Origin of the sequence: Mycobacterium sp. E2699, from assembly GCF_001666745.1 — a bacterium.
Lineage (GTDB): Bacteria > Actinomycetota > Actinomycetes > Mycobacteriales > Mycobacteriaceae > Mycobacterium.
In genome coordinates, this window is sequence record NZ_LZJH01000047.1 from 1 (window position 1) to 18313 (window position 18313).

The 18313-nt window shown below is 69.0% G+C and carries 18 protein-coding genes and 2 pseudogenes; 11 read left to right on the plus strand and 9 right to left on the minus strand.

Annotated elements, in window-relative coordinates:
• Positions 1-22: 22 nt before the first annotated feature.
• Positions 23-181 (plus strand): annotated as a pseudogene (locus A5696_RS26930) (hypothetical protein); the annotation flags it as partial.
• Positions 182-243: 62 nt separating this feature from the next.
• Here A5696_RS26930 and A5696_RS05700 read toward each other — a convergent pair.
• Positions 244-882 (minus strand): annotated as a pseudogene (locus A5696_RS05700) (FAD-dependent oxidoreductase); the annotation flags it as partial.
• A gap of 225 nt (positions 883-1107) precedes the next feature.
• Between A5696_RS05700 and A5696_RS05705 the strand changes: the two are divergent.
• Positions 1108-1560, plus strand: a complete 453-nt coding sequence (locus A5696_RS05705) for an Hsp20/alpha crystallin family protein (protein WP_067874735.1) — start codon at positions 1108-1110, stop codon at positions 1558-1560.
• Between the two features lie 58 nt (positions 1561-1618).
• Here the strand turns inward: A5696_RS05705 and A5696_RS05710 are convergent, their stop codons facing one another.
• Positions 1619-2158, minus strand: coding sequence for a DUF302 domain-containing protein (locus tag A5696_RS05710; RefSeq protein ID WP_067874738.1), 540 nt, complete (start codon positions 2156-2158; stop codon positions 1619-1621).
• A gap of 104 nt (positions 2159-2262) precedes the next feature.
• On the opposite strand from A5696_RS05710, the gene A5696_RS05715 reads away from it, so the two are divergent.
• Positions 2263-2760, plus strand: a complete 498-nt coding sequence (locus A5696_RS05715; RefSeq protein ID WP_067874741.1) for a helix-turn-helix domain-containing protein — start codon at positions 2263-2265, stop codon at positions 2758-2760.
• On the opposite strand, the gene A5696_RS05720 is transcribed toward A5696_RS05715, so the two are convergent.
• Positions 2757-3515: an isocitrate lyase/phosphoenolpyruvate mutase family protein gene (locus tag A5696_RS05720; RefSeq protein WP_067874773.1), complete on the minus strand. Its 759-nt coding sequence runs from the start codon at positions 3513-3515 to the stop codon at positions 2757-2759. The genes A5696_RS05715 and A5696_RS05720 overlap by 4 nt on opposite strands.
• A 93-nt stretch (positions 3516-3608) precedes the next feature.
• On the opposite strand from A5696_RS05720, the gene A5696_RS05725 reads away from it, so the two are divergent.
• The 5 genes from A5696_RS05725 to A5696_RS27925 all read left to right on the plus strand — a co-directional run bounded on the left by A5696_RS05725 (position 3609) and on the right by A5696_RS27925 (position 7724).
• Positions 3609-3914 (plus strand): hypothetical protein, encoded by a 306-nt coding sequence (locus tag A5696_RS05725; RefSeq protein WP_067874744.1) that lies wholly within the window; start codon positions 3609-3611, stop codon positions 3912-3914.
• A 78-nt stretch (positions 3915-3992) separates the two neighbouring features.
• A complete protein-coding gene (locus A5696_RS05730; protein ID WP_067874747.1) occupies positions 3993-4820 on the plus strand; it encodes a hypothetical protein in 828 nt (275 codons plus the stop codon).
• Between the two features lie 40 nt (positions 4821-4860).
• Entirely contained in the window at positions 4861-6792 is a 1932-nt protein-coding gene (locus A5696_RS05735; protein ID WP_067874750.1) for a fumarate reductase/succinate dehydrogenase flavoprotein subunit, read from the plus strand.
• Positions 6792-7538 carry a succinate dehydrogenase/fumarate reductase iron-sulfur subunit gene (locus A5696_RS05740; protein ID WP_067874752.1) on the plus strand — a complete coding sequence of 249 codons (747 nt, stop codon included), beginning with the start codon at positions 6792-6794 and terminating at the stop codon, positions 7536-7538. The genes A5696_RS05735 and A5696_RS05740 overlap by 1 nt, the downstream gene beginning before the upstream one ends.
• 30 nt (positions 7539-7568) lie before the next feature.
• A complete protein-coding gene (locus A5696_RS27925; protein WP_197516896.1) occupies positions 7569-7724 on the plus strand; it encodes a hypothetical protein in 156 nt (51 codons plus the stop codon).
• A gap of 91 nt (positions 7725-7815) precedes the next feature.
• Here the strand turns inward: A5696_RS27925 and A5696_RS05745 are convergent, their stop codons facing one another.
• Together A5696_RS05745 and A5696_RS05750 are read right to left on the minus strand one after the other, a co-directional pair.
• A complete protein-coding gene (locus tag A5696_RS05745; RefSeq protein WP_067874755.1) occupies positions 7816-8304 on the minus strand; it encodes a flavin reductase family protein in 489 nt (162 codons plus the stop codon).
• 48 nt (positions 8305-8352) lie between these two features.
• Entirely contained in the window at positions 8353-9384 is a 1032-nt protein-coding gene (locus tag A5696_RS05750; protein WP_369803299.1) for an isopenicillin N synthase family dioxygenase, read from the minus strand.
• A gap of 158 nt (positions 9385-9542) precedes the next feature.
• Between A5696_RS05750 and A5696_RS05755 the strand changes: the two genes are divergently transcribed.
• Entirely contained in the window at positions 9543-11378 is a 1836-nt protein-coding gene (locus tag A5696_RS05755; protein ID WP_067874758.1) for an acyl-CoA dehydrogenase, read from the plus strand.
• A 279-nt stretch (positions 11379-11657) separates the two neighbouring features.
• On the opposite strand, the gene A5696_RS05760 is transcribed toward A5696_RS05755, so the two are convergent.
• Positions 11658-12968 carry an acetyl-CoA C-acetyltransferase gene (locus tag A5696_RS05760; RefSeq protein ID WP_067874761.1) on the minus strand — a complete coding sequence of 437 codons (1311 nt, stop codon included), beginning with the start codon at positions 12966-12968 and terminating at the stop codon, positions 11658-11660.
• Positions 12969-13108: 140 nt separating this feature from the next.
• Here A5696_RS05760 and A5696_RS05765 point away from each other — a divergent pair, with 140 nt between their 5' ends.
• Both A5696_RS05765 and A5696_RS05770 read left to right on the plus strand, forming a co-directional pair.
• On the plus strand, positions 13109-14473 hold the full coding sequence (locus A5696_RS05765; protein ID WP_067874779.1) for a 3-oxoacyl-ACP reductase: 1365 nt from the start codon (positions 13109-13111) through the stop codon (positions 14471-14473).
• Between the two features lie 19 nt (positions 14474-14492).
• The gene (locus A5696_RS05770; RefSeq protein ID WP_067874764.1) at positions 14493-15338 is read left to right on the plus strand and encodes a MaoC/PaaZ C-terminal domain-containing protein; all 846 of its coding nucleotides are present in this window, start codon (positions 14493-14495) and stop codon (positions 15336-15338) included.
• Positions 15339-15344: 6 nt separating this feature from the next.
• Here A5696_RS05770 and A5696_RS05775 read toward each other — a convergent pair whose 3' ends face one another.
• The 3 genes from A5696_RS05775 to A5696_RS05785 all read right to left on the minus strand — a co-directional run.
• A complete protein-coding gene (locus A5696_RS05775) occupies positions 15345-16592 on the minus strand; it encodes a chloride channel protein (protein WP_067874767.1) in 1248 nt (415 codons plus the stop codon).
• A gap of 25 nt (positions 16593-16617) precedes the next feature.
• On the minus strand, positions 16618-17238 hold the full coding sequence (locus tag A5696_RS05780) for a TetR/AcrR family transcriptional regulator (protein WP_067874770.1): 621 nt from the start codon (positions 17236-17238) through the stop codon (positions 16618-16620).
• A gap of 65 nt (positions 17239-17303) precedes the next feature.
• On the minus strand, positions 17304-18313 hold a 1010-nt coding region (locus A5696_RS05785; RefSeq protein WP_156738270.1), incomplete at its 5' end, for a glycoside hydrolase family 3 N-terminal domain-containing protein.

Sequence of the window (18313 nt, forward strand, 5' to 3'; positions counted from 1 at the left end):
CGTCGAGATGATGCCACGGCTGATGGCCCAGCAGATCGACGAGGCCGGCGGCGCGCTGCTGGCCCGGATGGTCACCGAGCTGGGGATCGCGGTGCACGTCGGGACGGGCACCGAGTCGATCGAAGCCGTCGAGCACTCCGACGGCTCGGCCTCGGTGCGCGTGCGCCTGACCGACGGCGAGGTCATCGACGCCGGAGTGGTGATCTTCGCCGCCGGCGTCCGGCCGCGCGACGAGCTGGCGGTGACCATCCGGGCCAGCAGCGCGCCGCCGGCCTCGTCGATCTGCTGGGCCATCAGCCGTGGCATCATCTCGACGACGTGGGTGTGCAAACCGAACTGGCGCAACGCATTCGCCGCTTCGAGCCCCAGCAGGCCGCCACCGATGACCACCCCGCCGGGCACCCGGCCGGCCTCGAGCGTGCGCCGGGCGTCGGCGCGGATGGCGTCGAGGTCGTCGAGCGTGCGGTAGACGTGGCACAGCGGCAGGTCATGGCCGGGCACCGGGGGGACGAACGCGTAGGACCCGGTGGCCAGCACGAGGGCGTCGTAGCTGTGCCGCCGGCCGTCGGCGGTGACCACCGACTTTGTCGCCCGGTCGATTTCGGTCACGCGCGCGTTCAGCAGCAGCCGGACCCGCTCGTCGCCGGCGTAGTCGTTGCCGGGCAGCGCCAGCAGCGCGCGGTCCCAGCTCTCGGTGTAGGAGGTCAGGCCGACGCGGTCATAGGCCGCGTCGGTTTCCTCCGCCAAAACCGTGATGCGCCAGGCGCCCTCGGTGTCGCGGGCACGCAGCGCCTCGACCAGCCGGTGGCCCACCATGCCGTGCCCGACCACAACGACGTGACGCTCGGCACAGTGCTCGCGCCAGGTTTCGGATTGGGGCATGCCACGAGGGTAGGGGCCCCAAATTAAGGCGAAATCGCGGAATGTGACGCGGGCATGACGGCGCCCTCACACCTCACAACGGCCGCTGTGAAGGTGTTCGCTGCGGGCGAACGCCCGGGTGGAACTTCAGCCGGGTCGACTCAAGTTTGTAGAAATAGCCGTCCGGCAGCGCGCCGGTCACAGCAAACTCACAACGAAGCACAAGGAAGCAGAAGGAGAAAGCCCATGAGCAACCTCGCATTGTGGTCGCGACCGGCCTGGGACACCGACCGGTGGTTGCGCGACTTTTTCGGCCCCGCGGCCACGACCGACTGGTTCAAGCCGGTTGCCGGCGGATTCAGGCCGGCCGCTGAGATCGTCAGGGACGGCGACGACGCCGTCGTCCGCCTCGAACTGCCCGGCGTGGACGTCGACAAGGACGTCAACGTCGAGGTCGACTCCGAAAACGGGGTAGGCCGCCTGGTGATCCACGGCGAACACCGCGACGAGCACGCGCAGGAGGAGAACGGCCGCACCCTGCGCGAGATTCGGTACGGATCGTTCCGCCGGTCGTTCCAGCTGCCCGCGCACGTCACCAGCGAGGCCATCGCGGCCTCCTACGACGCCGGTGTGCTGACCGTGCGGGTCGCCGGCGCCTACTCCGGGACGCAGGCGCAGCGCATCGCGATCACGAAGTAGTTCGCGACCGGTAGCGGCCAGGTCCGGTGGGCCGACGGCTCCGCCGGATCTGGCGCGTCTAGCACCCGAAGGCAGCGGCGGCATCGATTCCGATGAGCCGCAACAGGTTTACCACCTTGCGATCGAGATCCTTTCCCACCGCGGCGACCGCGGCGATGCCCAGGCTGGCGAACGCGGCGCTGGGCTGGTCCATCGAAAAGACCGCGTTGCCGTCGGCGTCCTCGTAGAGGAGCACCCGCAGCGGCGCGTACAGCAGCGCCCTGGGATCGTGGCGGAACATCGTCTCGGCGATGGTGTGGTTGCCGAGCAGGTACTCCACCGCCTTGGTGGTGTGGCCGGCCAGGCAGAACAGGGGAAGCGCGTCGATGGTGGCGTAGACCATCAGCCCGTTCGGTGCGTTGATGGCGGCGGCCGCGCGCACGTCGTCCCAGCCGCCCCCGCCCTCGATGATCCGCTGCACGGCCGCCCGGTCGACCGGCGGCGCGGCTCGCTCGAAAGCGGTTCTGAGTTCGTCGAATTCCACCCCGGTGACGACGTCGATGCGGTTCATCGGGTGCTGGGCCGCGGTGAATGCGGCCGGTGCAGCGCTGGTCGTCATTGCGACTCCTCACGGTTCGACGGCCCATCCTGGTTCGGTGAATGAACTCCGCACCCGCGAGTGTATGGTTCAGTCAACGAACCCGCAAGGCGTAACATCGGGTCGTGGCCCTTCCCCGCGAATACCCGGCCGAAAGCTGCCCCATCGCGCGGTCCCTGGAGATCGTCGGCGAACGGTGGACGTTGCTCATCCTGCGCGACGCCTTCTACGGGGCCCGGCGGTTCAGCGACCTGCAACGTCATCTCGGCATCCCGAAGGCGGTGCTGTCCGAACGGCTGGGCTTCCTCGTGGAAGAGGGTGTGCTGACCAAGGATTCGGCCGGGTACCGGGTGACGGCCAAGGGCAGGCAGCTGTGGCCGCTGATCTGGTCGATGATCACCTGGGGCAACGACAACTACGTGGACAAGCCCCACCGAAGGAGCTACCGGCACGCGGACTGCGGGGGGACGATCGGTCCGGACCGCGTGTGCCACCGGTGCGCGCAGGTTCCCGACGTCGCCGACATCGTCGCCCACCCGCCGCCGCGACCGCGCAATCCGAGCCGCGACGATCCCGTCAGCCAAGCGCTCCGGCGTCCCCACCGAATGCTGGAGCCGATCTAGCCCCAGCGGGCCAGCAACTCCTTGGCGCGTCCGGCCAGGGCGGCCTGCAGGAACGGCCCGAAGCTGATCCGTGCGACGCCCAGCGGGCCAAACGATGACGGGTCGTCCTGGTCGGGCAGCGCGATCGCGTTCATCGGCAGCGGCAAGTCAATGGCCAAGCGCCGCAACGTGTCCGGGTCATGTCGGCCGACGGGGTAGAGCACGTCGGCGCCCGCGTGAGCGGCCTCGGTCAGGCACGCTATCGCCCGTTCGACGCGGTCGGAATCGTCTCCGTCCTTGCGCAGAAAAAGGTCCGTCCGGGCGTTGATCACTACATGCACCCCGGCCGCGTCGGCTGCCGACCGCAACGCCGCGACCAGTTCGGCGTGTTCGCCGGCCGACCGCAGCCGCTTGCCCTCGCCATGCACGGTGTCCTCGATGTTCAGGCCGACGGCACCCACGCTCAGCAGGCCCTCGATCAGTCGCGCCGCCGGCTGCCCGTAGCCCGATTCGATGTCCACCGACACCGGCACCTCGACGGCGGCCGTGATCTGCGCGACCCGCGTGAGCACGTCGTCGAACGACATGCCCTCCCCGTCCGGTTTGCCGATCGAGTCGGCCAGCGGGTGGCTACCCACCGTCAGCGCGGCGAACCCCGCCTCGATGGCCAAGCGCGCCGACCATGCGTCCCACACGGTCGGCAGGATCACCGGGTTGCCCGGCTGGTGCAGCTCGAGCAACGCCGTCGCGCGCCGGGCGGTGGTTTGGTCTGTCATGGTGTCCGACATTAGGCCGCCGCGGTGGCTACTATCGGGGGCATACTGTGATCCGTGACACCGTCGAGCGCGGGGGAGATCCGAGGAGATCTGTTGACGAGCCCTACCGGCACTGCTGAACTCGCCGAACTGCACGACCTCATCGGCGGCTTGCGGCGGTGCGTGAACTCCCTGCGGGCGCGGTACGGCGAAAGCCCGGCGATGCGCCGCATCGTCATCGACGCCGACCGGATCCTTTCCGACGTCGAATTGCTCGATTCCGACGTCTCCGAATTGGATCTGTCCCGCGCCACCGTGCAGCAGTCCGGCGAGAAAATCGTCATTCCCGACACCCAATACGACAGCGATTTCTGGCGTGATGTCGACGACGAGGGTGTCGGGGGTCACAGCAGGTCCTGACAACACAAGCCCCCCGAAAATGAGGGGGTGCTCTCTGTGTACCCTTCGACCAACAGCCCGTTCGAAGAGGAACACTAGATGAGCGCACCCACGGCGAACCGTCCTGCGTCCGGTGTCTTTTCACCGACGCGCGCCAGCATCCCGCAACGGACCCTACGCACCGACCGGTGGTGGATGTCGCCGCTGCGGATCGACCTGGGCTTCGCCGCATTCCTCATCTATGCGACGGCGCGCGCGTTCCAGCAGAACTACTTCTTCGTCCCGAAGTACCACTACCTGACGCCGTTCTACTCGCCGTGCGTCAGCACGGCTTGCGGGGAGGCGCACGACTTCTGGCCCCAGATCCTGCCGGACGTGTGGTGGCTGCCCTACGCCGCGCTGACCCTGCCGTTCCTGCTGCTGTTCCGGCTGACGTGCTACTACTACCGCGGCGCCTACTACCGCACCGTGTGGCAGTCGCCCACCGCGTGCGCGGTGGCCGAGCCCCGCGTGCACTACACCGGCGAGACCAAGTTGCCGCTGATCATTCAGAACAGCCATCGGTATTTCTTCTACATCGCCGGCATCATCTCGGTGATCAACACCTACGACGCGATCATCGGCTTTCATTCCGACTCCGGTCCGGGCGGCTTCGGCTTCGGGCTGGGCAACCTGATCATGGTCGGCAACGTCGTCATGTTGTGGGTCTACACGTTGTCCTGCCACTCGTGCCGGCACGTCACCGGCGGGCGGCTCAAGCACTTCTCCAAGCACCCTGTGCGGTACTGGATCTGGACCCAGGTCAGCCACATCAACACCCGCCACAAGCTGTACGCCTGGATCACGCTGGGCACGCTGATGCTCACCGACTTCTACATCGCGCTGGTGGCCGGGGGCGCCATTCCCGATCTGAGATTTGTTGGCTGACAAGTCAATTGACGGACGATAAGACTTAGCGAGGGTTTTCATGGTTGATGTCGAGCGGCATGCCTACGACGTAGTCGTCATCGGCGCCGGCGGCGCGGGGCTGCGCGCGGTCATCGAAGCGCGCGAACGCGGCCTGCGGGTCGCGGTGGTGTGCAAATCCCTGTTCGGCAAGGCCCACACGGTGATGGCCGAGGGCGGCTGCGCGGCGTCGATGGGCAACACCAACCCGAAGGACAACTGGAAGACCCACTTCGGCGACACCATGCGCGGCGGGAAGTTCCTCAACAACTGGCGGATGGCCGAGCTGCACGCCAAGGAGGCGCCGGACCGGGTCTGGGAGCTGGAAACGTACGGCGCCCTGTTCGATCGCCTCAAGGACGGCAAGATCAGCCAGCGCAACTTCGGCGGGCACACCTACCCGCGGCTGGCGCACGTCGGAGACCGCACCGGCCTGGAGCTGATCCGCACCATGCAGCAGAAGATCGTGTCGCTGCAGCAGGAGGACCACGCCGAACTCGGCGACTACGAGGCGCGCATCAGGGTGTTCGCCGAGTGCACCATCACCGAACTGATCAAGGACGGTGACGCGATCGCCGGGGCCTTCGGCTACTGGCGCGAGAGCGGCAACTTCGTCCTGTTCGAGGCGCCCGCGGTGGTGCTGGCCACCGGCGGGATCGGCAAGTCGTTCAAGGTGACGTCGAACTCCTGGGAGTACACCGGCGACGGGCACGCGCTCGCCCTGCGCGCCGGCGCCTCGCTGATCAACATGGAGTTCGTCCAGTTCCACCCGACGGGCATGGTGTGGCCGCCCAGCGTGAAGGGGATCCTGGTCACCGAGGGCGTCCGCGGCGACGGCGGTGTGCTGAAGAACTCCGACGGCAAGCGGTTCATGTTCGACTACATCCCGCCCGTGTTCAAGGGTCAGTACGCGGAGACCGAGCAGGAGGCCGACCAGTGGCTCAAGGACAACGACTCGGCCCGTCGCACCCCGGACCTGCTGCCCCGCGATGAGGTCGCGCGCGCGATCAACTCCGAGGTCAAGGCCGGCCGGGGCAGCCCGCACGGCGGGGTCTTCCTCGACATCGCGTCCCGGCTGACGCCGGAGGAGATCAAGCGCCGGCTGCCGTCGATGTACCACCAGTTCAAGGAGCTGGCCGGGGTCGACATCACCAAGGAGCCGATGGAAGTCGGGCCCACCTGCCACTACGTGATGGGCGGCGTCGAGGTGGACGCCGACACGGGAGCGGCCACGGTGCCCGGGCTGTTCGCCGCCGGCGAGTGCTCCGGCGGCATGCACGGCTCCAACCGGCTGGGCGGCAACTCGCTGTCGGACCTGCTGGTGTTCGGGCGGCGCGCCGGCCTGGGGGCCGCCGACTACGTGCGCGCGCTGAGCAGCCGCCCCGCGGTCGCCCAGGACGCCGTCGACGCGGCGGCCAAGAGGGCGCTGGCGCCCTTCGACGGCCCGACCGACGGCGCCCCCGCCGAGAATCCGTACACCTTGCAGCTGGAACTGCAGCAGTCGATGAACGACCTGGTGGGCATCATCCGCAAGTCGGAGGAGATCTCCGAGGCCCTCGGCCGGCTGGACAAGCTCCGCGAGCGGTTCAAGAACATCCGCGTCGAGGGCGGTCGCCAATACAACCCCGGCTGGAACCTGGCCATCGACCTGCGCAACATGCTGCTGGTCAGCGAGTGCGTGGCCAAGGCCGCGCTGGAGCGCACCGAGAGCCGCGGCGGGCACACCCGCGACGACCACCCGTCGATGGATTCGTCGTGGCGCAAGGTGTTGCTGGTGTGCCGGGCAGTCGGCGAGCCCGGCGACCTGGAAGCCGCCGTGATCCCCGACATCAGCATCACGCGGGAGGACCAGACGCCGATGCGGGCCGACCTGCTGGAGCTCTTCGAGATCTCCGAGCTGGAGAAGTACTACACCGACCAGGAGCTGGCCGATCACCCAGGACGGAGAGCTTAATGACCTACAACGCCACCATGCGGGTGTGGCGCGGCGACGACACCGACGGCGCACTGCAGGACTTCACGGTCGAGGTCAACGAGGGCGAGGTGGTGCTCGACATCATCCATCGCCTGCAGCAGACCCAGACGCCCGACCTCGCGGTGCGGTGGAACTGCAAGGCCGGCAAGTGCGGGTCGTGCTCGGCGGAGATCAACGGCTACCCCCGGCTGATGTGCATGACCCGGATGTCGACGTTCGCCGAGGACGAGGTGGTGACCGTCACCCCGCTGCGGACGTTCCCGGTGATCCGCGACCTGGTCACCGACGTGTCGTTCAACTACGAAAAGGCCCGGGAGATACCGTCGTTCGCGCCGCCCAAGGACCTGCAGCCCGGCGAATACCGGATGGCGCAGGCCGACGTGCAGCGGTCGCAGGAGTTCCGCAAGTGCATCGAGTGCTTCCTGTGCCAGAACGTCTGCCACGTGGTCCGCGACCACGAGGAGAACAAGAAGGCGTTCGCGGGCCCGCGCTTTCTGATGCGCATCGCGGAGCTGGAAATGCACCCGCTGGACACGCTGGACCGGCGCAACCAGGCGCAGGAAGAGCACGGCTTGGGCTACTGCAACATCACCAAGTGCTGCACCGAGGTGTGCCCGGAAAACATCAAGATCACCGACAACGCGTTGATCCCGATGAAGGAGCGGGTCGCGGATCGCAAATACGACCCCGTGGTGTGGCTGGGCAACAAGCTGTTCCGCCGTTAAGGGCCCGCCCGCATCGGGTACCCGAACCCGATGCGAGGAACCACCAGCGTCAACGAGATCCGCACCGCGATCCGCGAGCTGTCGGTCCGCGCCGAACTCGCGCACAAGGAAGGCCGGCAGGACGACGCGGCCGAAATCGAGCGGCGCATCGCCGGCTACCGGGAAGAACTGGGCCACCGCCCCTAGGCGCCCGCGCTCATGCGCCGAGACTGCGCCCAGCGCGCCGCATCGGCGGCATGACACGCGCTGAGCGCAGGATCGATGCGGCCCAAGGCCGTCAGACGCCGAGTCGGCGCAATTCGCTGCGGTGAAAGACGATCGGCGCCACTGCGGCATCCACCGTGACCTGCGTGACCCGCAGCACGACGATCGTGTGGTCCCCGGCCGGGATCAGTTGCTCGATCGCGCTTTCCAGCCATAGCCCGGTGCCCTTGATGAAGACCGCACCGGTTTCGCTGGATACCGTCTCCAAGCCGGCGAACCTGTCGCCCGTCTTGGCGGCCAGCGTGCGCACGGCCACGTCATGGGCCTCACCCAGCACGCTGATGCCCAGCATCGGCACGCCCTTGAGTTTCGGCCAGGTCGTCGACGTGTTCTGCACGCAGAACGAAACCAACGGCGGTTCCAGCGAGACGGGGACAAAGGTGCTGGCCGCCAAGCCTTCACGCACACCATCGACTTGGGCCGCGATGGCCACCACTCCGGTGGGGAAGTGGCCGAACGCTTCACGCAGCGACGACGGCGTGAGATTGCTGTTCGAATTCACCGGACTTCATTGCTCCTTGAGCCGAGAACGGAATTCTCGCCCCCGACCCTACCTTGCCGAATATCCATGGGCCGAAGCCACATCCGGATGCGCCCGCAATCTGCTCTTCCACGCGTTGCGACCGTAGACCGGGTAAATCGGGTCCGACGGGTCGTGTTCCCTGTCGGCGAGCGCGGCTAGGTCCGCGGGCAGCGAGAGCAGCGGCAGCCGCGCGTCCAGGCGCGGGTTGAAGAAGTAGGGCACCGAGATCCGCTCGGTCGCCGGCCCGTCGAGGTTCACCCGGTGCTCGGTGGCGCGGAGGTAGCCGCCCGTCGCCACCTCGAGCAGTTCGCCGATGTTGACGATGAACGCGCCCGGCACGGGCGGCACGTCGATCCAGCCGTCGGCGCCACCCCGGGCGCGTCGCACCTGGAGCCCGCGGCTGCCCGGCTCGGCCAACAGCAGCGTCAGCACGCCGGCGTCGCGGTGCGGGCCCACCCCCTGCGAGCCGGCCGCGCGGGCGGGATAGCGGATGAGCTTGATCAGCGTGGCCGGCGCGTCGGCGAACGCCGCGTCGAAGACGTCGGGCGCGCTGCCCAGCGAGGCGGCCCAATGCCGCAGCAGGGTGCGGGCCACCGCGGACAGCGCGGCGTCCCACTCGGCGATGATCCCGGGCAACTCCGGCAGGGCCTCGGGCCACTGATTCGGGCCCTGCAGCCACAGGTAGTCCGGCTTGCCGGGGCCGCCGATCGGGGCGCGCTCGGGCCCGATGTCGATCTGCTCGCGCCAGTCCACCCGGCCCCGGGTCAGCTCGCCGCCCAGCCGCGTATAGCCACGGAAATGCGGGCTGCGCACCATGGCGATGGCGTCCTTGCCGGCGTCCGGCAGGTCGAACAGGCGCCGCGCCGCGTCGAGCACCCTGCCCACCAGCGCGTCCGCCACGCCGTGGCCGATCAGGTAGAAGAACCCGACCTCGTGGGCGGCGGCCCGCAGCCCTTCCCGCAGCGGTGCCTCAGGCGCCCGAAGATCGACCACGGGCAGCGACGTGACGCGTCTCACGTCGCTCGCCGGCGCTTCGTCCCCGCAGGTCAGGGGGGCGATATCAGACTTCCCAACCGGTTGGTTAGTTAGACGCTGCAATGTAGCTCACACTCGCTTTGCGTTGGCGCAAATAACGGATATATTTTAGGGCAGTTACTGGTGGGTAACTTAGACCTAGTACCCAACCACAAGTGGCATTCTCAACGAGGAGGAACGTAGTGAGCCACTACAAGAGCAACGTCCGTGACCAGGTGTTCAACCTGTTCGAAGTCTTCGGCGTTGACAAGGCTTTAGGCCAGGGCGAGTACAGCGACCTGGACGCCGACACCGCACAGGAGATGCTGACCGAGATCAGCCGGCTGGCCGAGGGGCCGGTCGCGGAATCGTTCGTCGAGGGTGACCGCAACCCACCGGTTTTCGACCCCGAGACCCACTCGGTGACGTTGCCGGAGAATTTCAAGAAGTCGGTACGCGCGGTGCAGGAGGCCGGCTGGGACAAGGCCGGCATCGACGAGGCGCTGGGCGGCATGCCGATGCCCAAGGCGCTGGTATGGGCGCTGCACGAGCACATCCTCGGCGCCAACCCGGCGGTGTGGATGTACGCCGGCGGCGCCGGCTTCGCCAACGTCATCTACCACCTCGGCACCGAGGAGCAGAAGCGGTGGGCCGTGCTCTGCGCGGAGCGCGGTTGGGGCGCGACCATGGTGCTCACCGAGCCGGACGCCGGTTCGGACGTGGGCGCCGGCCGCACCAAGGCCGTCCAGCAGGAGGATGGCTCCTGGCACATCGACGGTGTCAAGCGGTTCATCACCTCCGCCGACTCCGACGACCTGTTCGAGAACATCGTGCACCTGGTGCTGGCCCGCCCCGAGGGCGCCGGCCCCGGAACCAAGGGCCTGTCGCTGTTCATCGTGCCCAAGTTCCTGTTCGACCCCGAGACCGGCGAGCCGGGCGAGCGCAACGGCGTGTTCGTCACGAACGTCGAGCACAAGATGGGCTTGAAGGTCTCGGCGACGTGTGAGCTGTCGTTCGGCCAGCACGGCGTGCCCGCCAAGGGCTGGCTGGTCGGCGAGGTGCACAACGGCATCGCCCAGATGTTCGACGTCATCGAGATGGCCCGCATGATGGTCGGCACCAAGGCGATCGCCACGCTGTCGACGGGCTACCTCAACGCGCTGGAATACGCCAAGGAGCGCGTGCAGGGCGCCGACATGACCCAGATGACCGACAAGACCGCACCGCGGGTGACGATCACGCATCACCCCGATGTGCGCCGGTCGCTGATGACCCAGAAGGCCTACGCCGAGGGTCTGCGGGCGCTGTACCTCTACACCGCGACCTACCAGGACGCGGCCGTGGCCGCGGCGCTGCACGGGGTGGACGCCGACCTGGCGGTCAAGGTCAACGACCTGATGCTGCCGGTGGTCAAGGGCGTGGGCTCCGAGCAGGCCTACGCGAAGCTGACCGAGAGCCTGCAAACGTTGGGCGGGTCCGGCTTCCTGCAGGACTACCCGATCGAGCAGTACATCCGGGACTCCAAGATCGACTCGCTGTACGAGGGCACCACGGCCATCCAGGCGCAGGACTTCTTCTTCCGCAAGATCGTCCGCGACAAGGGTGTGGCGCTGGCCCACGTGTCGGGTGAGATCCAGAAGTTCGTGGACAGCGAGTCCGGCAACGGCCGGCTCAAGACCGAGCGCGAGCTGCTGGGCAAGGCACTGGCCGACGTCCAGGCCATGGCCGCCAGCCTGACCGGCTACCTGATGGCGGCCCAGGAGGACGTCACCAGCCTGTACAAGGTGGGCCTGGGTTCGGTGCGCTTCCTGATCAGCGTCGGCGACCTGGTCATCGGCTGGTTGCTGCAGCGTCAGGCGGCGGTGGCCGTGGCGGCGCTGGACGCCGGCGCCAGCGGCGCCGAGCGGTCGTTCTACGAGGGCAAGGTCGCCGTGGCGTCGTTCTTCGCCAAGAACTTCCTGCCGCTGCTGGCCGGTACCCGTGAGGTCATCGAGACGCTGGACAACGACATCATGGAGCTCGACGAGGCCGCGTTCTAAGCCGGAAAACGCCGAAATCCCCCCGTTCTGTGGAACGGGGGGATTTTGCGTTTGGCGATGCCAGGGCGCGCGCACGATAAAGGCCGCCGCTGGATCCCCTCACTCCAGCGGCGGCCGGTCTAGCAACGCCCGTCCGCGCTGACGGCCGCTTGACCCAAGGGATGCCCCGTATTGCCGTCGGGGTCGGGGGGTCAGACCGCAACACGGGGCTATCCGGACCGTCGAGTACCCCGCACCCGGCATTCGTAACCGGTTGTGACCGATTTCATCCGGGGAAGGTCAGGCCTGAAGGATCGCGGCCACACCCTGGCCGCCGGCGGCGCAGATCGAAATCAGCGCCCGGACGGTTCCGCCGCCCTGCTGTTCGGCCTTCTTCTCGGCCAGCTGCTTGGCGGCCTGGGCCAGGATCCGCCCGCCGGTGGCGGCGAAGGGATGGCCGGCGGCCAGCGAGGAGCCGCTCACGTTGAGCTTGGATCGGTCGATCGAGCCGAGCGCCGCGTCGAGCCCCAGCCGCTCCTTGCAGTACTCCTCGGATTCCCAGGCCTGCAGATGCGCCAGCACCACCGACGCGAACGCCTCGTGAATCTCGTAGAAGTCGAAATCCTGCAGGCTGAGCCCGTTTCTCGCCAGCAGCCGGGGCACCGCGTAGGTCGGCGCCATCAGCAGCCCGTCGCGCCCGTTGACGTAGTCGACCGCGGCGGTCTCGGCGTCAACCAGGTAGGCCAGCGGGGTCAGCGAGTGGGCGGCCGCCCAGTCCTCGCTGGCCAGCAGCGCGACCGACGCGCCGTCCGTCAGCGGCGTCGAATTGCCCGCCGTCATCGTGGCGTCGCCGTTCTTCACCCCGAAGACGGGGCGCAGCGTCGCCAGCTTCTCGGTGCTCGCGTCGGGCCGCAGGTTGTCGTCGCGGTAGAGCCCCAGGAACGGCGTGACCAGGTCGTCGAAGAAGCCGCGGTCGTAGGCGGCGGCCATGTTGCGGTGGCTGGCCACGGCCAGCGCGTCCTGGTCGACGCGTTTGATGCCCATCTGCTTGGTGGTGATGGCGGCGTGCTCGCCCATCGACAGCCCGGTGCGCGGCTCGCTGTTGGCCGGGATCTCGATTCCGAGGGTGGCCGGCAGCGTGCCGACCAGCCGGAGGCGCTGCAGGTTCGACTTGGAGCGACGCAGTTTTAGCAGCTGGCGACGAAGGTTGTCGCCCAGCCCGATCGGTGGGTCGGATGTGGTGTCCACCCCGCCGGCCGCGGCGACCTCGTAGCGGCCGGACGCCACGCCGTCGGCCGCGGCGATCGCCGCCTGCAGCCCGGTGCCGCAGGCCTGCTGGATGTCGAACGCCGGCGTGTACGACGACAGCTCGGAACCCAGCACGCATTCGCGGGTCAGGTTGAAGTCGCGGCTGTGCTTGAGCACCGCGCCACCGACGACCACGCCGAGCCGCTCGCCGGCCAGCCCGTACCTGTCCACCAGCCCGTCCAGGGCCGCGGTGAACATGTCCTGGTTGGACGCCTCGGCGTAGGCGCCGTCGGACCTCGCGAACGGAATGCGATTGCCGCCCAGCACCGCGACGGGTCGCCTGGTCTTGTTGTCAGGGGCCACTTTTCTCTCCGTGTATCTCCGGGTACACCAGTCTTGAACCGGCCGTTAGAGGCCATACTACCCACTGTTCTTACTCTGAAGTAAGTTCGTCCCGATACGGTTGGCCTGATACCGCACTACCCATGGAAGGCAGCAGCTCAGTGGCTCCCAAGCGCTCGTCGGATCTGTTCTCGCAGGTCGTCAACTCCGGGCCCGGATCGTTTCTGGCAAAGCAACTCGGCGTCCCGCAGCCCGAGACGCTTCGCCGTTACCGCCCCGGCGATCCGCCGTTGGCCGGCTCGCTGCTGATCGGCGGTGAGGGCCGGGTGGTCGAGCCGCTGCGGGCGGCCCTGGACAAGGACTACGACGTCGTGGGCGCCAACCTGGGCGGCCGCTGGGCCGATCAGTTCGCCGGCCTGGTTTTCGACGCCACCGGGATCACCGCGCCGGCCGGGCTGAAGGCCCTGCACGAGTTCTTCACCCCGGTGCTGCGCAACCTCGGCCACAGCGCGCGCGTCGTCGTGGTCGGCACCACGCCCGACGCCGCCGGCAGCACCGACGAGCGCATCGCGCAGCGGGCGCTGGAGGGCTTCACCCGCTCGCTGGGCAAGGAACTGCGCAACGGCGCCACCGTGCAACTGGTGTACCTGTCGCCGGCCGCCAAACCCGCGGCCACCGGCCTGGAATCCACGATGCGGTTCATCCTGTCGGGCAAGTCGGCGTACGTCGACGGCCAGGTCTTCTACGTCGGCGAGGCCGACTCGACGCCGCCGGCCGACTGGGACCGGCCGCTGGACGGCAAGGTCGCGGTCGTGACCGGCGCCGCCCGCGGCATCGGCGCCTGCATCGCCGAGGTGTTCGCCCGCGACGGCGCCCGCGTGGTGGCGATCGACGTGGAGTCCGCCGCCGACGCCCTGGCCGAAACCGCCAGCCGGGTCGGCGGCACCCCGCTGTGGCTCGACGTCACCGCCGACGACGCCGTCGACAAGATCACCGAGCACCTGCGCGACCACTACGCCGGCCATGCCGACGTCCTGGTCAACAACGCCGGCATCACCCGCGACAAGCTGCTGGCCAACATGGACGACGCCCGCTGGGACGCCGTGCTGGCCGTGAATCTGCTTGCCCCGCAACGGCTTACCGAAGGCCTGGTCGGCAACGGCAGCATCGGCGAAGGTGGCCGGGTGATCGGCCTGTCGTCGATGGCCGGCATCGCCGGCAACCGCGGGCAGACCAACTACGCGACCACCAAGGCCGGGATGATCGGCCTGACCCAGGCGCTGGCGCCGGGGCTGTATGAGAAGGGCATCACGATCAACGCCGTCGCACCGGGATTCATCGAGACCCAGATGACCGCCGCCATCCCGCTGGCCACCCGGGAGGTGGGCCGCCGGATGAACTCGCTGCTGCAGGGCGGGCAGCCGGTGGACGTCGCCGAGACGATCGCCTATTTCGCCAGCCCGGCCTCGAACGCGGTGACCGGCAACGTCATTCGGGTCTGCGGCCAGGCGATGCTGGGCGCGTAGGGTTGCCGAGGAGAACGCGATGAACCAGCCAAGCGGCCTGAAGAACATGCTGCGCGCGGCGGCCGGGGCCCTGCCGCTGGTGCCCCGCTCGGACCAGCTGCCCACCCGCACGGTGGCCGTGGACGAGCTGCCGATCGACCAGGCGAACGTGGCCGAGTACGCGGGGGTCACCGGGCTGCGCTACGGCAATCACGTGCCGCTGACCTACCCGTTCACGTTGACCTTTCCCGCGATGATGTCGCTGGTGACCGGCTTCGACTTCCCCTTCGCGGCAATGGGCGCGGTGCACACCGAGAACCGCATCGCGCAGTACCGCCCGATCGCGGTGACCGACACCGTCGGCGTGCGCGTGCACGCCGAGAACCTGCGCGAGCACCGCAAGGGCCTGCTGGTCGACCTGGTGACGGACGTCAGCGTCGGCAACGAGGCGGCGTGGCACCAGGTGACCACCTTCCTGCACCAGCAGCGGACCAGCCTGTCCGACGAGCCCAAACCGCCGCCGCAGAAGCAGCCGAAGCTGCCGCCGCCCAGCACCGTGCTGCGGGTGAGCGCCGGCCAGATTCGCCGCTACGCCGTCGTCGGCGGCGACCACAACCCCATCCACACCAACCCGATCGCCGCCAGGCTGTTCGGGTTCCCGACGGTGATCGCACACGGGATGTTCAGCGCCGCAGCGGTTTTGGCCAACATCGAGGCCCGGTTTCCCGACCAGGTGCAGTATTCGGTGCGGTTCGGCAAGCCGCTGGTGCTGCCCGGCACGGCCGGGCTGTACATCGACGAGGGCGATGACGGCGGCTGGGACCTCTCGCTGCGCAACGTCGCCAAGGGCTACCCCTATCTGACCGGCAGCGTGCGGGCCCTCTAGCGCCCTTCAGGCGGGCCGGCGGCCGAGCGCCAGCACCTTCAATCCGTATGAGGCGCAAGCGGTCAGCAGGAACAGCAGGAACAGCCACAGCGGCGGATGGGCGAGCTCCCAGACGAAGATCGCGGCCCAGATCGGCGAATCCTGGGTGACCGCGAGCACGCCGGCGGCCCCCGCCAGCGACACCGCCGGCGTGTGCAGGCTCGTCCCCGCCGCCCAGTTGATCGCCAGCACCAGCGCCGACCCGGCCGCCGCGCCCGTGGCCAACGACGGCGTGAGCATCCCGCCCGCCCCGCCCGCGCGCAGGAACAGGGCCGTCAGCAGCGGTTTGAGGACAAGGATGATCACGGCCGTCGACAGCGTCATGCCGCTGGCGAGGCTGACGGTCAGGATGCTGCGGCCGTTGCCCGGCAACTCCGGCCACCAATGCGAGCAGACGCCCATCACCAGGCCCGCGGCGGCCAGCGCCGGGATCAGCACCCACGTCCGCATCACCCGGGCCGGTCGCGCCGCGGCCATCAGCCGGTTGAACGCCAGGCCCACCGCGAGGGTCAGCGGCGCGAGCATCAGCCCGTGCGCCGTCAGCAGGTACGACGACTCCGCGCTCGGCCAGGCCAGGGTGGGGTGGTCGTGCGTGGCGGCCGAGCAGGTCGCGACGGCCACGCTGGACGTCAGCAACGCCGCGCCCACCGCCCGCGGATGCCAGGTGTTCAGCATGATCCGCACGGCGAACAGCGCGCCGGCCAGCGGGACGGCATAGACCGCGCCGAGCCCGGCGCCGGCCGCGCACGCCAGCAACACCTGGCGGTCGCGGGCGGACAGCCGCTTCAACCATGCGGTGCCGAAATCGCCGAGGGCCGCGGCGAACTGGCGCGGGGCGCCCTCCCGGCCCAGGGATGCCCCGGAGCCGACGAGCAGCACCTGCAACACGGCGTCGACGCTCCACGCCAGCCGCGGGATCCGCTCGCGGTCGGCGACGGTCCGCGCGAGCGGCGGCACCTCGGTGCTGCGGCGCAGCATCCACCAGCCCAATCCGGCCAGCGCGCCGCCGGCCATCGGCCCCAGGACGCGCCGCACCGGGCTGCTGCCGGCGATCCCGGTGAGCAGCGTGCCGAAGCTGTAGTGGTAGGTGGCGTGCTCGACGAAGCGCAGCACCGCCGTGGTCGCCAGCCCGGCGACCCCGGCCAGCAGCCCCACGATGACCACCGCGCAGAAGAAGTCGACGTTGCGCCGGGGCCGTCGAGCCGAGGGGGCCACCCCACGAATGTATTGGCTAGCCGGCTCATCCGGCTTGTGAGGCGGCTTCCCGGTCCTCCGGCGTGCCCCGCAGGCCGTGCCAGAACAGGTCGATCATCAATTCGGCGGCCTCGTCGACGCCGACATCCCCGGTGGACAGCCGGTTGGCCATCGCCTCGCCCGCGCCCACCAGCGCCACCGCCATCATCTGATACTCGGCGTCCGACCGCGGGGTGCGGCTGCCGGCCCGCATCAGCTCGGCGACCAGTTCGATGATCTGCTCGCGCCCGTCGCGGACGGTGTGCGCAAACGCCTGGGAGCTGATGGCCTGGGTGTACATCACGATCCAGGACGCGCGGTTGGAGTCGATGTAGCGCATGAACGACCCGATGGCGTTGCCCAGCAGGTCTTTGGGGCTTTGGCTGAAGTCGATGTCGGCGCGCACCGCGTCGATGAACCGCCCCAGCTCACGATCCAGGCAGGCGCCGAACAGGTCTTCCTTGGAGCCGTAGTAGAGGTACAGCATGGGTTTGGAGATCTCGGCCGCGGCGGCGATGGCGTCCATCGACGTCTCGTGGTAGCCGTTGACGGAGAACAACTGCACCGCGGCGTCGAGCATCTGCTGTTCGCGGACGGCACGGGGTAGCCGCTTGGTACCACCCGCCATACTGCTGCCCTTTCACCCTCTTCGGGCCCCGCTATCTGACTACAGGGTAACGACGACGCGGCGTCCTAGTGGCCACACGTTCGATTGGTGCCCTTCATCGTCGCCACCCGCACCAGCGAGTCGTTGACCGCCGGCATCGGCAGGTCGCCCGCGTCGACCGCCTTTTGCAGGCGGTCCAGGACCGCGGGCACCTCGTCGGTGGTGACCCACAGCGCGACGTCGGTGCCGGCCTGCAGCGTGCGCAGCACCGCCTCCGGCACGGGGTAGCGATCGGAGATCGCGGCCATGCTGGAGACGTCGTCGCTGAACACCGGCCCGTTGAACGGCGGCGCGTTGTAGCCGGTGCCGGTGCGCAGCATTTGGACCGCGGCGCGGCTCAGGCTGGCCGGGTCGGCGCCGGTGAGCCCGGGGACCTGCAGGTGACCGACCATCACGGCGACCGGCGTCGCGGTCACCAGCGTGCGGTACGGCACCAGGTCGACGTTCTGCAGCTCGCTCAGCGGTGGGGTCACCACACCCCCGGTGTGCGAGTCGCCGGAGCCGTGCCCGTGCCCGGGGAAGTGCTTGAGGACCGGCAGCAGCCCGGCTTCCCGCAGGCCCTGCGCGTACGCCCCCGCGTAGGCGGTGACGGTTTGCGGATCCGCGCTGAACGAGCGGTCGCCGATCACGGCGTCGCCGGGCTCGTCGCTGACGTCGACGTCCGGGGCGAAGTCGACGGTGATGCCCAGGTCGCGCATCTTCCTGCCGCGCTCGGCCGCCAGGTCGTGGACCTGCTGCGGCGTCTGGGTCTGCGCCAGCACCCGGGCCGACGGGGCCGTCCCGATCAGGGACTTCAACCGCGACACCCGGCCGCCCTCCTCGTCGACGCCGACCGCCAGCGGCAACGGGCCGGCGCTGCGCACGATGTCGGCCAGCGGGCCCTTGAAGAGGGACAGGTCCGTCCAGCCGCCGACGAAGATGCCGCCGACGTGGTAGCGGGTGACCACCGCGCGGGCGTCGTCGGCGTCTTTCACCCCGACCATCAGCAGCTGCGCCAGCTTGTCGCGGGTCGACAGGGCGGCCGGGACGGCGGTCG